Here is a 12,985-nt window from a genome sequence, read left to right as displayed (position 1 = left end):
GTCCGGGGCGTACCCGGGACGCTACGCGCACGACCGTGGGCCGCGCGCAGGCAGCGGGCGACGGTCGACGCCGCCCGCTCGCGCGCTACTTGACCAGCGGGAAGAGGATCGTCTCGCGAATGCCGAGGCCCGTGATGGCCATGAGCAGCCGGTCGATCCCCATGCCCATGCCACCAGACGGCGGCATGGCGTGCTCGAGGGCCCGCAGGAACTCCTCGTCGACGCGCATCGCCTCGAGGTCGCCCCCGGCGGCGAGCTTCGCCTGCTCGACGAACCGCTCGCGCTGCACGACCGGGTCCACGAGCTCGGAGTACGCCGTCGCCAGCTCGAAGCCGCGGATGTACAGGTCCCACTTCTCGACGATGCCGGGGCGGCTGCGGTGCTGGCGGGTGAGCGGCGAGGTGTCGACCGGGAAGTTCATGACGAACGTCGGACGGTCGAGCGAGTCGATGACGAAGTGCTCCCAGAGCTCCTCGACGTACTTGCCGTGGGTGGCGTGCGCGACCTCGACGCCCTCGGCCTCGGCGAGCGCCTGCAGCTCGGACAGCGGCGTCTCGGGGGTGATCTCGCGACCGGCCGCCTCGGACAGCGAGCCGTACATGTCGATGCGCGGCCAGTCGCCGCCGAGGTCGTAGGTCGTGCCGTCGGCCCAGGTGACCTCGAGCGAGCCACCGGTCACCGCGCGGGCGGCGTTCTGCACGAGTTCCTGGGTGAGGTCGGCCATCTGCTCGTAGTCGCCGTACGCCTGGTAGGCCTCGAGCATCGCGAACTCCGGCGAGTGTGTCGAGTCGGCGCCCTCGTTCCGGAAGTTGCGGTTCACCTCGAAGACGCGGTCGATGCCGCCGACGACGGCGCGCTTCAGGAAGAGCTCCGGCGCGATGCGGAGGTAGAGCTCGGTGTCGAAGGCGTTCGAGTGCGTGACGAACGGCCGGGCCGAGGCGCCGCCGTGCTGGGTCTGCAGCATCGGCGTCTCGACCTCGAGGTACTCGTGGTCGGTGAAGGTCTGCCGGAGCGACGCCATCACGGCGGCGCGGGCGCGGACGGTGGCGCGGGCCTCGTCGCGGACGATGAGGTCGAGGTACCGCTGGCGGACCCGGGTCTCCTCGTTCAGCTCGTTGTGCAGGTTCGGCAGCGGCAGGATCGCCTTCGCCGCGATCTGCCAGTCGTCGACCATGATCGACAGCTCGCCCCGGCGCGAGGAGATCACCCGGCCGTGCACGAACACGTGGTCACCGAGGTCGACGAACTCCTTCCAGCGGGCGAGGGACTCGTCGCCCACCTCGGCGAGGGACACCATCGCCTGGATGCGCGAGCCGTCGCCGGACTGCAGGGACGCGAAGCAGAGCTTGCCGGTGTTGCGCGAGAACACGATGCGTCCGGCGACGCCGACGACGTCCTGGGTCTCCTCGCCGGTCTCGAGGTGGGCGTACTGCGCGCGCACGGCGGGGATCGTCGTGGTGATCGGCAGCCCGGCCGGGTACGCCTCGATCCCCGACTCGAGGAGCTTCGCCCGCTTGTCGAGCCGGACCTGTCGCTGCTCGCTGGTCTCCGCGGCGGCGATCTCGTCGGCGGAGGGCTCGGTGGCGGGTGCGGTCTCGTCGGTCATGCTGGTGCGGCTCCGATGGTCGTGGGGGTCCCGGAAATCGTACAGCGCGGCCGGTCTAGAGCGTCGCCTGCCCGTCGGCGGCCGCGAGCGCGTTGTCGACCGCCGTGCGGACCAGCGCGCCGAGCACCCGCCCCGGGTACTCCACCCCGATGCCGGACAGGGTGCCAGCGGACTGGTCGACGATCGCGGTCGAGAAGCTGACGGCGGCGCGGACGGCATCGGCGTAGGCGGGACGGTCCTGCTCGGTGACGACGAACGGCTCCGCGCCCATCTCGACGACGAGCGCCTGTGCGATGGGGAGCACGGGCGCCGGCGCGGTGACGGCGCAGTACGCGTCGCGGAGCCGGACGAGGTCCACGCTGGTGCCGGTGAACGCCATCGCGGGGTGGATCGCGAGCGGGATCGCGCCGGCCGCCATCGCGGGTGCGAGGATGCCGACGCCGTGGTCGGGGCTGGTGTGCACGACGAGCTGCCCCGGCTGCCAGATGCCCGCGTCGGCGAGCCCCTGCACGAGACCCGCGAGCTGGTCGTCCGGCACCGCGAGGAGCACGAGCTCGCTCCGCTCGACGAGGTCGGGCGTCTCGAGGACGGGGGCACCGGGGAGCATCGCCTCGGCGCGGTCGCGTCCGGCATCGGACACGGCCGTCACGCCGACGACGGCGTGCTCCGCGTTCGCGAGGGCCGCCCCGAGGACCGGTCCGACGCGTCCGGCGCCGAGGACGCCGACGCCCAGTCGTCCCGCCCTCACCGCGCGGCTCCCGGCGGTGGGACCGCGCCCCACGGCGATCCGGGAGGCGCGGTGCCGGTCGGTCGCGCCGGCTCGGCACCGCCGGGGGCCGGTTCCGGCGACCACCCGCGGGGCGCGACGGACGCGGCGGGGGCGTGCTGCGCCTCCTGGCCCGCAGGACCGTCGACCGCGACGGGTGCGCCGGGGGCGACCCGCGCCTCCCGTTCGCGCCACCGGTGCGACGTGTCGGCCGCAGCGGCCTCGACCGCGCGGGCCGAGGTGTCCGACCACAGCCGCTGCGCGTCCCGCGCGTCCAGCGCGCCGATGCTCGCCGAGACCGGGCCCTGCACCGTCTGCACGTGCACCGACGCGAGGCGGAGCGCACGCTCGAGCGGCCCCTGCGAGACCTTGACGCTCTGCACCCGCGGCAGCGGCACGATGACGAGCGACCGCCAGACGGCACCGAGCCGGAGCAGGACGGCACCCGGGACGAACCGGTACCCGTTGCGCCGGAACGCGAACGGGCGGAGCCACGCGCCACGGCGTGGGGAGTGCACGAACCCGCCCCGGTCGCCCGTGGTGGTGAGGCTGTCGTCGACGACGTCCACCGCCACGGCCGAGCCCTCGCGGAGCTGCTCCTGCGACGCGGCGGGACCGGCGACGGCGGTGCCGACGAGGCCGGGCAGGATGATGTCGAGGACCTCGCGCACGTCCCGCGCGGTGCCGACGGGCAGCACGATCGACGAGACCTGCTGGTTGTTCGACGCCCCGTTGCCGGCGTTCGTCGCACGGTTGATGCGGACGTCCCACCAGCCGAACGGTCGCCACAGCAGCGGCTGCGCGACGCTCACGGCGTGGATGCGACCCGGGGGCAGGGTCTCGTTCGAGGTGGACACGAGCCCGAAGCCGATCCGGATGCCGTCGCGGGTCTCGGCGATCGTGTACTGCAGCGAGCGCGAGAACTTGCGGACGTAGTAGCCGCCGGCGCCGATGACCGCCGGGAAGAGACCGAACAGGATCCCGTACTCGCCGGTGAGCGCGACGCTGACGATCATCGCCGCGACCGCCGCCAGGATGAACACGGTCGTGCCGGACAGCAGCATCGAGGCGATCAGCCGGCCGGGGTGCACCTTCACGATCCGGGTCGCGCGGACCGCGGCAGGGTCGAGCTCGGGCGAGAAGATCTCGTCGACGCGGTCCTGCAGCACGCCGTTCGAGGCGCGGGCCGGGTCGTGCTGCCGCTCGTCGTCCTTCGCGCCGGAGGCCAGGACGAGGATGCGCTGCCGCAGGTCGTCCGCCGCCCGGACGCCGAGGTACGCGAGCTGCACGTTGGCGTCGTTGCCGGCCTGCGCGATCTCGAGCTTCGCCGTGCCGAAGATCCTCGGGACGAGCGGCCGCGAGATGTTGATGCCCTGGATGCGGTCCAGCCGGGCCTTGCGGTTCGTCCGGAACAGCACGCCCGAACGGACCTCGACGATCTCGCCCGTCACCCGGAACTCGTGCATGCGCCAGGACAGGTAGAAGAGCCCGATCAGCACGACGAGCACCACCACGATGCCGAGCAGCACCCAGCCGACGACACCGTGCTCGTAGACGTACCGCACCGGGTCACCGTCGTCCTGCGGACCACCGCCGGGGATGAAGAACTCGACGAGCTGGTCCCGCAGGCTGTTCAGCACGTAGCCGAGGACCACGATGAGGAAGATGCCGCCCTTGAGCAGCGGCGTCAGCGGGTGCATGCGGTGCCACTCGCCGTCGGTGAGCGGCTCGGCAGCGGCGGCGTCGCCCCGGTGCGGCGGAGCGGGCGGCGGCGGGCCGGGTCGGAACGTCATCGGACCCCCTACAGCCCGGCGCGACGGGACTCGGCGAGCTCGACCAGCCGATCGCGCAGCTCGTCGGCGTCGGCGAAGGGGATGCCGGGGATCCGGACGTTGGTCGACGCGGCTGCCGTCACGAACTTGAGCTCGCTCATGCCGAGCACCCGGTCGAGGGGTCCGCGGTTGACGTCGACCAGCTGCATGCGGCCGTACGGGACCGCCGTGAACCGCTGCCACATCAGGCCGCGTCGGAGGATCAGGTCGTCGTCGCGCAGTGCGTACCCGATCGCCCGCACCCGACGGGGCGTCAGGACGGCGGTCACGAGGGTGGCGATCGCGACGGCGATGCCGACGAGCGTCCAGACGGTGCCGGCGGTGCCGGTGAACCCGCCGCTGACGACGCCGATGATGACGCAGCCCGCGGTGACGACGGCCCCCACCAGGACGGTGCTGACGAGCTCGGTCCAGACGAGCTTCGGCGACACCCGGGTCCAGGTGGTGCCGGTCAGGCCGAGGCCCGGCTCGTCGAGTCGTTCACGCGGCATCGCGGGCCTCCTGCGGTCGGGTCGTGCTGGGTACGCCGGGTGGGTGCGCCGGCGGCGTGCCGCCCCGGTGTCCGTGTGCCTCGGTCGTGGTCAGTGTGCCTCGGTCGTACCGCCCCGGGGGAGGTCGTCGTCGTCATCGTCCCCCGGAGGAGCGATGCACATGCGTTCGGCGACGAGTGCGCACACCGTCAGCACGAGCCCACCCCCGACCGCCACGGCGTTCGGCAGGACCGAGCCTAGCGAAGGGAACGCCGACCGGGTCAGGAGGTAGACGAGGAGGCCGGCACCGAACCCGCCGAAGAGCGCGCCGGCGATGCTCGAGGCCTTCGCGAGCACCACGACGCGGGTCGCGTAGAGCGGGTCGACCGAGCGGGCCCTGGCGGCGCCGTCGCGTGCGTGCCGCCGGACCGGGCGGGCCATCAGGACGACCGCGATGCCGATGAACGCGAGCGTCACACCGAGGGGCGTCGCGAGGAACAGCGTCGGCGCCTGGCGCGAGGCGAGGACGGCGTCGAGGGCGAAGCCGGCGACCGCGGCGACGACCGCGACGCTCAGCAGGGTGGAGGCGCGGGTGGGCTTCACGAGGCGGCTCCGGCCGCGGGGTCCGCCGCGGGCCCGGAGGCGCGGCTCGACTCGTCGAAGAGGCGCGGCTCGTCGACGCGTTCGGTGTCGTCGCCCACCTGCGCCAGCAGGTCGGCCACCGGCCCGACGCCGGGCAGCACCGCGTCCGGGTCGGCGTCGTGCCACGGCGCGAGCACGAACGCCCGCTCGCCGGCGCGCGGGTGCGGCACCGTCAGCGTGGCGGTGTCGATCGACAGGTCGTCGTAGGCCACCAGGTCGAGGTCGAGCGTCCGGTCGCCCCAGCGCACCTCGCGCGTGCGGCCGTGGGTGTCCTCGATGCCGTGCAGGGCGTCGAGGAGCTCCTGCGGCTCGAGGTCGGTGTCGACGACCACGACGGCGTTCCGGTACCGGGGCTTCGAACGGTCGGGGCCGTCGAGCGTGACGGCGACCGACTCGACCTCGCGGCTGGACGCCACCGGACGGACACCGGGCAGCTCGGCGATCGCCGTGGCGGCGGCGCGCAGGGTGCTCCCCCGGTCGCCGAGGTTCGCGCCGAGGGCGACGACCGCCCGGCTCACTCTTCTTCCTCGACGGCGGAGCCCGGGGCCCGGACACCGCCACGGGTCCGTCGGATGCTGATCGACACGTCGGTGAACGGCACCGTGATGGGCGCCTGCGGCTTGTGCACCGTGACCTCGGTCGCCAGGGCCGCGCGGTGGGTGAGCACGGCGGCGGCGATGCGCTCGGCGAGGGTCTCGATGAGGTCGACCGGGTCGCGCTCGATCTCGGCCACGACCTGCTCGGCGAGCACCCCGTAGTGCACGGTGTTGTCGAGGTCGTCGGTCCCGGACGCGACGCGGGCGTCGACCTCCACCGCGACGTCGACGACGAAGTCCTGGCCGTCGGCGCGTTCGTGGTCGAAGACCCCGTGGTGGCCGCGTGCGCGGACCCCGGTCAGGCGGATGGTGTCCCTCATGATCGAGCTGCCCTCCAGGCGTCCCAGACGTCGAGCACGGCACGGGTCGGTGCCGGGTCGTGCACGCGCACACCCCACGCCCCGCGTTCGGCGGAGAGCAGGCTGATGGCGGCGGTGGCGAGGTCGCGGTCCTTCGGCGGGGCACCGGCGGCACTGCCGACCCCGTCCAGGAACCGCTTGCGTGAGGCGGCGACGAGCACCGGCAGTCCGATGGACGCGAACCGCTCGTACCCCGCGAGGATCTCCCAGTTCTGCACGCCCTGCTTGGCGAACCCCAGGCCCGGGTCGATGACGACCTGTTCCTGGCGGACACCGAGGACGATGAGCTCGGCGACGCGCATCTCGACCTCGCGCCGGACCTCGTCGACGGCGTGCACGTACTCGGCGTTGCGGTACATGCGGTCGCTGTGCCCGCGCCAGTGCATGACGACGAAACCGGCACCGGTGTCACGGACGACCCGCGCCATGTCGTCGTCGGCAAGTCCGCCGGAGACGTCGTTGACGATGGCGGCACCGAGGTCCACCGACCGTTCGGCGGTCGCGGCGTTCATCGTGTCGACGCTCACCGTGATGCCCTCGGCGACGAGCTGCTGCACGACCGGGAGGACCCGACGCTGCTCGACCTCCACCGGCACGCGCTCGGACCCCGGCCGGGTCGACTCCCCGCCGACGTCGACGATGTCGGCCCCGGCGGCGACGAGCGCACGGGCGTGCTGCACGGCGGCGTCGTAGGCCTGGTGCAGGCCCCCGTCGCTGAAGGAGTCCGGCGTGACGTTGAGGATCCCCATCACCCGGGTCCGGTCGTCGGTCGGTGCGCCGCGGTCACGGTCCCGCCGCGGGCCGGTCACGATCTCCGGCACCGGGGCGGGTGCACGGAGGTCGATCGCGACCGTCGGCGGTTCGGCCGCGGCGGCCCGCGCCTGGCTCACCTCTGCGAGCCGACGCGAGCGCCTCGTCGGCAGGTCCGTCATGCCGGCCTACGCGGGGGCGATACCCGGGTTGCCGAAGGGACGGCGACGGGGCTTCGACGACTCGTGGTCGGACTGCTCGGACGCGGTCTGCGCGGCCTTGCCCGGCACCTCGATGGCGGGCAGGTTGCTCACCGGACGCTTGTCGCTGGAGAGCCACTGCGGGCGCTCCGGCAGCTTGCGCACGTCCTTGAAGATCTCGACGAGCTCGGGGGCGTCGAGGGTCTCCTTCTCGAGCAGCTCGCCGGCCAGCCGGTCGAGGATGTCGCGGTTGTCGTTGAGCACCTGGTACGCCTCGTCGTGCGCGGCCTCGAGCAGGGCGCGGGTCTCGGCGTCGACCGTCTCGGCGATGTTCTCCGAGTAGTCGCGGCTGGTCCCGCCGCTCATGTCGCGGCCGACGAACGGCTCGCTCGACCCGGAGCCGAGCTTGACGGACCCGACGGCACGGCTCATGCCGTACTCGGTGACCATCTTGCGGGCGGTGCCGGTGGCCTTCTCGATGTCGTTCGACGCACCCGTGGTCGGGTCGTGGAAGACGATCTCCTCGGCGACGCGCCCGCCCATGGCGTACGTGAGCTGGTCGAGCAGTTCGTTGCGGGTGACGGAGTACTTGTCCTCGAGCGGGAGCACCATCGTGTAGCCGAGGGCACGGCCGCGCGGCAGGATCGTGATCTTCGTCACGGGGTCGGTGTGGCGCATCGCGGCCGCGGCGAGGGCGTGACCACCCTCGTGGTAGGCCGTGATGAGGCGCTCCTGGTCGGACATGATGCGCGTGCGGCGCTGCGGTCCGGCCATGACGCGGTCGACGGCCTCGTCCAGCGCACGGTTGTCGATGAGCTGCGCGTTCGAGCGGGCCGTCAGGAGCGCGGCCTCGTTCAGGACGTTCGCCAGGTCGGCACCCGTGAAGCCCGGCGTCTTGCGGGCCAGCAGCTCGAGGTCGACGCTCGCGGCGAGCGGCTTGCCCTTCGCGTGCACCTCGAGGATCTGCTTGCGGCCGGCGAGGCTCGGCGCGTCGACGCCGATCTGGCGGTCGAAGCGGCCGGGGCGCAGGAGCGCGGGGTCGAGGACGTCGGGGCGGTTCGTCGCCGCGATGAGGATGACGTTCGTCTTGCCGTCGAAGCCGTCCATCTCGACGAGGAGCTGGTTCAGCGTCTGCTCGCGCTCGTCGTTGCCGCCGCCGATGCCGGCGCCGCGGTGACGACCCACCGCGTCGATCTCGTCGATGAAGACGATGGCGGGCGAGTTCTGCTTCGCCTGCTCGAACAGGTCACGGACGCGGCTCGCGCCGACACCGACGAACATCTCGACGAAGTCCGAACCGGAGATCGAGTAGAACGGCACGCCCGCCTCGCCGGCGACGGCTCGGGCGAGCAGCGTCTTGCCGGTGCCGGGAGGGCCGTAGAGCAGCACGCCCTTCGGGATCTTCGCGCCGACGGCCTGGAACTTCGCGGGCTCCTTCAGGAACTCCTTGATCTCCTGGAGCTCCTCGATCGCCTCGTCGGAGCCCGCCACGTCGGCGAAGCTGACCTGCGGGTTCTCCTTGTTGTTCATCTTCGCCCGGGACTTGCCGAACTGCATGACCTTCGAGCCACCGCCCTGGGCGTTGGCGAGGAGGAACCAGAACAGGGCGCCGATGATGAGGAACGGCAGCAGGATGCCGAGCAGCGAGAGGAACCAGTTCGACTGCTGGACGGTGTCGTTGTAGCCCTTGGGCAGGTTCGCGTCGTTGACGGCCTGGATGACCTCTTCACCGCGGGGCGTCGAGTAGTAGAACTGCTCGTGCGCGTTGCCGTCCTTGAGCGTCAGGTCGACCCGCTGCTCGGTGGAGTTCACCACCACGGACGAGACCTTGCCGTCGGAGAGCTGCTGGAGGCCCTTCTGCGTGTCGATCTGCTGCGTGCCGGACTGGCTGATGACCGCCCAGCCGATCCAGATCCCCACGATCGCGATGAGCACGTAGATGTACGGCCCGCGAAGGATGCGCTTGAAGTCCATGTGATCCGGGCAGGTCGCCCGACACCTTTCTCTGCCGAAGTTGCGTGCTGGTCAGCATACGGCTGCGATTCTGTGGCGAGAATGGGTGTCCTCTGCGGGCGAACTCCACCCGCCACCAGGATCAGCTGTAGACGTGCGGCGCGAGCACGCCGACACCGCGCAGGTTGCGGTAGCGCTCGTCGTAGTCCAGCCCGTACCCGACCACGAAGGCGTCCGGGATGTCGAAGCCCACGTACTTCACGTCGACCTCGACCTTGGCGGCCTCGGGCTTGCGCAGCAGTGCGACGATCTCGACGCTCGCTGCCCCGCGGGACTCGAGGTTCTGCTTGAGCCACGACAGCGTCAGACCGGAGTCGATGATGTCCTCGACGATGAGGACGTCGCGCCCGTGCAGGTCCGTGTCGAGGTCCTTGAGGATGCGGACCACACCGGACGACTTCGTGCCGGAGCCGTACGACGACACCGCCATCCAGTCCATGCGGGCCTGCATCTTGAGGTGCCGGGAGAAGTCCGCCATCACCATGACGGCACCCTTGAGGACACCGACGAGCAGCGGGTCGCGCCCCGCGTAGTCGGCGTCGACCACCGCGGCGAGCTCGGCGAGCTTGTCGTCGATCTGCTCGGGGGTGAAGAGGACTTCGGACAGGTCTGCCTGGACGTCGGAGAGTTCCACCACCCCAGCCTAACCGGCGGTGAAGGCCAGCCGGTCGCCCGATCGCGACGCCTGCACGCCCGGCAGGTCGATCGGGCCCTGCCCGCTCCAGTCGGTGACGAGCCGGCACACCTCGAGCGTCTGTACGCGGGACAGCGTCACGCCGAACTCGCTCTCCACTGCGAGCCGCACGAGTCGCTGCCGGAGCGCCGGCGGGTTGGCCCGGAGCTCCCGCACCGACAGCGAGATGCCGGCCTCGGAGTGCTCGGCGAGGTCCTCCGCCATCTCCTCGGCGAAGTGGTCGAGCGCGGCCGAGTCCTCGCGGAGCTGGTCGGCGGTGCGGGCGAGTGCCTCGGGCACACCGGCGCCGAGCTCCCGTTCGAGCGCGGGCAGGAGCACCGTCCGGACCCGGACGCGCGCGTACGCCGGGTCCTCGTTCTGCGGGTCGTCCCACGGGGCGAGTCCGGCCGCGGCGCACGCCTGCCGCGCGGTGTGCCGCCGCAGGCCGAGGAGCGGCCGCCCGTACGCCGGGCCCGCACCGCGCCGCGACAGCGGTGCCATCCCGGACAGCGAGTCCGGCCCGCTCCCGCGGGCGAGCCCGAGGAGCACCGACTCGGCCTGGTCGTCGAGGGTGTGGCCGAAGAGCACCAGGGGCGATCCGACGTCGGACGCAACGAGCGCGATCGACGCGTGCCGCGCCTCCCGGGCCGCCGCCTCCGGACCACCAGCGGAACCGACGGCGACCCGACGGAGGGTCACCGGTGCCAGTCCCAGCTCCGACGCCTGCCTGGAGGCGCGGCTCGCCACCGCCTCGGACCCCGCTTGGAGCGCGTGGTCGACGATGACCGCGCCGGCGCGCAGTCCCTGCTTGGGCGCCTCGAACGCGGTCGCCGCGGCGAGCGCGAGCGAGTCCGGACCGCCGCTCAGCGCGACGAGCACGAGGTCCCCGGGGCGGACCACGGACGTCTCGAGCGCCTGCGCGAGCAGGACGCGGACCGCACGCCGGGTGTCGGCGACCGCAGGATCCAGCCGGGGACGCGGAGAGTTCACCCGGTAACGTTAGCCGCGCTTTCCCGCCAACCGACAGACCAGGAGCACACATGGCCGCGTACGACGTCGTCGTCGAGATCCCCAAGGGCAGCCGCAACAAGTACGAGGTGGACCACGAGACCGGTCGCGTCTACCTCGACCGCGTGCTGTTCACCTCGTTCGTGTACCCGACCGACTACGGCTTCTTCGAGAAGACCCTCGCGGACGACGGCGACCCGGTGGACGCACTCCTGCTCCTCGAGTACCCGACGTTCCCCGGCGTGGGCGTCAAGGTCCGCCCGGTCGGCGTCTTCAAGATGAGCGACGAGGCGGGCAACGACGCGAAGGTCCTCGTCGTCCCGGCGAAGGACCCGCGCTGGGCCCACATCCAGGACATCTCGGACGTCGACGAGCAGACGAAGGCCGAGATCGCGCACTTCTTCGAGCGCTACAAGGACCTCGAGCCGAACAAGTGGGTCAAGGCCGAGGGCTGGGGCGACGCCGCCGAGGCCGAGGCGATCGTCACGGCCGGCCAGGCCGCGTACGTGCCCGCCGGTCACTGACGCCCTGGCGTTCGCGCCCCGCAACGAACAACGCGCCCCGTTCCGACGGGGCGCGTTGTTCGTTCGGGGGTGCGGTCGGCCTAGAGCGAGCCGCTCGGTCGGGCCACGTAGGGCAGGAGCTGCCCGGGGGTCCAGATCGCCCGCTCGAGCACGCCGCGCTGCGGGTTCGCCGCCTCGACCATCATCCCGTTGCCGGTGTAGATCGAGTCGTGGTACGCCTCGTTGACGGTCCCGTTGTACGAGTAGAAGAGGATGTCGCCGGGCTGCCGCTCGGACATCGGCACGAGCCGGCCGATCGACTTGAAGTAGTTGTACTGCCAGACGACGTTGTGGCCGCCGGTGGCGATGCCCTGCGAGCTGTAGGCCATCATCACGAGCCCGGAGCAGTCCCAGGTGTTCGGGCCTGCGCCGCCGAAGACGTACGCGTCGCCGATCTGTGCCCGGGCGAAGGCGATCGCGCCCGCCGCCTTCGAGGGGGTGCTCGGCGCGGTCGGGGTGGTCGGCTTCGACGGGGTGGTCGGCGTGCTCGGCTTCGACGGGGTGGTCGGCGTGCTCGGCTTCGACGGGGTGGTCGGCGTGCTCGGCTTCGACGGGGTCGTGGGCGTGCTCGGCTGGGTGCCCGTCCCGGAACCGCCGCCGGTGCTCGGTTGGGTCCCGGTGCTCGGCTGCGTGCCCGTGCTGCCGCCCGTGCTCGGCTGCGTGCCCGTGCTCGGCTGGGTCCCGGAGCCGGTCGGCGCCGTGCCCGTCGTCGTCCCGGAACCCCCGGTGTTCGACGCGAGCTCCGCCTCGGACCGCTTCGCCTGCTGGGCGGTCCAGTACGCGGCCTCGGTGGCGACGCTCGTGCCCTTGAGGTAGGCGAGCTGCTGCAGCACCTCGTCCTGCTGGGCCTGCTCCTTCTGCACACGGGCCTGGGCCGACGCCGCGGTGTCGTTCGCCTCGGCGAGGGCGGACTTCGTCTCGTCCGTCGCCTTCGCGAGGGCCTTCGTCGCGGCGGACTGCTGCGCGGCGATCGAGTCGACGGTGTTCTGGTCCGCACGGGCCTGGGCGAGCACGGTCGCGGAGCGCTCCGACAGGTGGGACATCGTGCCGACCCGGTAGAGCAGGTCCTTCGAGTCCTGCGCGTCGATGAGCATCGCCGTGGACAGGTCGCCTCCGCCGGTCCGGGACAGCTCGACGACGAGCCCGGCGACCTGCTGCGCGGAGGCGTCCGCCGTGCGCTTCGCCCGCTTCGCCTGCGCGCTGAGGTCGTCGAGCGTCGACTGCGCCTCCTGCTGCTGGGACGACGCGAGGGCGTACGTCTGTCCCGCTCGCAGCTCGGCGACCTGGGCGCTGTCGGCGGCGTCCTGCAGCGTCTGCAGCCGCGTGCTCAGCTCGTCGACCGTGGACTGGGCCTCGGCGGTGTCCGCCTTCGCCGCGCGCACGTCGTCCCAGCTCGGGGCGGACGGCGCCGCCTGGGCGGGACCGGCGACCACGACGGAGAGACCGATCCCGAGGACGGCCACCACCGCGATCCCCGAGGACAGGGTGCGAGCGGACTGCTTCATGC

13 protein-coding genes are annotated in these 12,985 nt (G+C 72.2%); 1 reads left to right on the top strand and 12 read right to left on the bottom strand.

Annotation, left to right across the window (positions count from 1 at the left end):
• Positions 1–85: 85 nt before the first annotated feature.
• From lysS to tilS, 11 genes are all read right to left on the bottom strand, one after another.
• Positions 86–1,606 carry a lysine--tRNA ligase gene (gene lysS, locus ACNQOV_RS03995; RefSeq protein ID WP_022907617.1) on the bottom strand — a complete coding sequence of 507 codons (1,521 nt, stop codon included), beginning with the start codon at positions 1,604–1,606 and terminating at the stop codon, positions 86–88.
• A 55-nt stretch (positions 1,607–1,661) separates the two neighbouring features.
• Entirely contained in the window at positions 1,662–2,354 is a 693-nt protein-coding gene (locus ACNQOV_RS03990) for a Rossmann-like and DUF2520 domain-containing protein (protein WP_402268516.1), read from the bottom strand.
• Positions 2,351–4,165 (bottom strand): PH domain-containing protein, encoded by a 1,815-nt coding sequence (locus ACNQOV_RS03985; RefSeq protein ID WP_416393454.1) that lies wholly within the window; start codon positions 4,163–4,165, stop codon positions 2,351–2,353. The genes ACNQOV_RS03990 and ACNQOV_RS03985 overlap by 4 nt, the downstream gene beginning before the upstream one ends.
• An 8-nt stretch (positions 4,166–4,173) precedes the next feature.
• The gene (locus ACNQOV_RS03980; RefSeq protein ID WP_402268510.1) at positions 4,174–4,695 is read right to left on the bottom strand and encodes a PH domain-containing protein; all 522 of its coding nucleotides are present in this window, start codon (positions 4,693–4,695) and stop codon (positions 4,174–4,176) included.
• A 90-nt stretch (positions 4,696–4,785) separates the two neighbouring features.
• Complete coding sequence (locus ACNQOV_RS03975; protein ID WP_022907613.1) at positions 4,786–5,277, bottom strand: DUF3180 domain-containing protein; 492 nt, start codon at positions 5,275–5,277, stop codon at positions 4,786–4,788.
• Complete coding sequence (folK, locus tag ACNQOV_RS03970; protein WP_402268507.1) at positions 5,274–5,834, bottom strand: 2-amino-4-hydroxy-6-hydroxymethyldihydropteridine diphosphokinase; 561 nt, start codon at positions 5,832–5,834, stop codon at positions 5,274–5,276. The genes ACNQOV_RS03975 and folK overlap by 4 nt, the downstream gene beginning before the upstream one ends.
• Positions 5,831–6,232, bottom strand: a complete 402-nt coding sequence (gene folB / locus ACNQOV_RS03965) for a dihydroneopterin aldolase (RefSeq protein WP_031262804.1) — start codon at positions 6,230–6,232, stop codon at positions 5,831–5,833. The genes folK and folB overlap by 4 nt, the downstream gene beginning before the upstream one ends.
• Complete coding sequence (folP, locus tag ACNQOV_RS03960; protein WP_402268501.1) at positions 6,229–7,203, bottom strand: dihydropteroate synthase; 975 nt, start codon at positions 7,201–7,203, stop codon at positions 6,229–6,231. The genes folB and folP overlap by 4 nt, the downstream gene beginning before the upstream one ends.
• A 6-nt stretch (positions 7,204–7,209) precedes the next feature.
• On the bottom strand, positions 7,210–9,195 hold the full coding sequence (ftsH, locus tag ACNQOV_RS03955) for an ATP-dependent zinc metalloprotease FtsH (RefSeq protein WP_022907611.1): 1,986 nt from the start codon (positions 9,193–9,195) through the stop codon (positions 7,210–7,212).
• A 121-nt stretch (positions 9,196–9,316) separates the two neighbouring features.
• Positions 9,317–9,868: a hypoxanthine phosphoribosyltransferase gene (gene hpt / locus ACNQOV_RS03950; protein ID WP_070417327.1), complete on the bottom strand. Its 552-nt coding sequence runs from the start codon at positions 9,866–9,868 to the stop codon at positions 9,317–9,319.
• 9 nt (positions 9,869–9,877) lie between these two features.
• Positions 9,878–10,897: a tRNA lysidine(34) synthetase TilS gene (gene tilS / locus ACNQOV_RS03945; RefSeq protein WP_402268496.1), complete on the bottom strand. Its 1,020-nt coding sequence runs from the start codon at positions 10,895–10,897 to the stop codon at positions 9,878–9,880.
• A gap of 50 nt (positions 10,898–10,947) precedes the next feature.
• On the opposite strand from tilS, the gene ACNQOV_RS03940 reads away from it, so the two are divergent.
• Positions 10,948–11,439 (top strand): inorganic diphosphatase, encoded by a 492-nt coding sequence (locus tag ACNQOV_RS03940; protein WP_070417329.1) that lies wholly within the window; start codon positions 10,948–10,950, stop codon positions 11,437–11,439.
• Positions 11,440–11,519: 80 nt separating this feature from the next.
• On the opposite strand, the gene ACNQOV_RS03935 is transcribed toward ACNQOV_RS03940, so the two are convergent.
• Positions 11,520–12,983 carry an NlpC/P60 family protein gene (locus ACNQOV_RS03935; RefSeq protein WP_416393453.1) on the bottom strand — a complete coding sequence of 488 codons (1,464 nt, stop codon included), beginning with the start codon at positions 12,981–12,983 and terminating at the stop codon, positions 11,520–11,522.
• Positions 12,984–12,985 lie beyond the last annotated feature (2 nt).

The sequence above is a fragment of the Curtobacterium sp. LFS084 genome, from assembly GCF_047977705.1.
Taxonomy (GTDB): domain Bacteria; phylum Actinomycetota; class Actinomycetes; order Actinomycetales; family Microbacteriaceae; genus Curtobacterium.
Note: the sequence above shows the minus strand (reverse complement) of the source record. Positions and strands in the feature narration are given on the sequence as shown.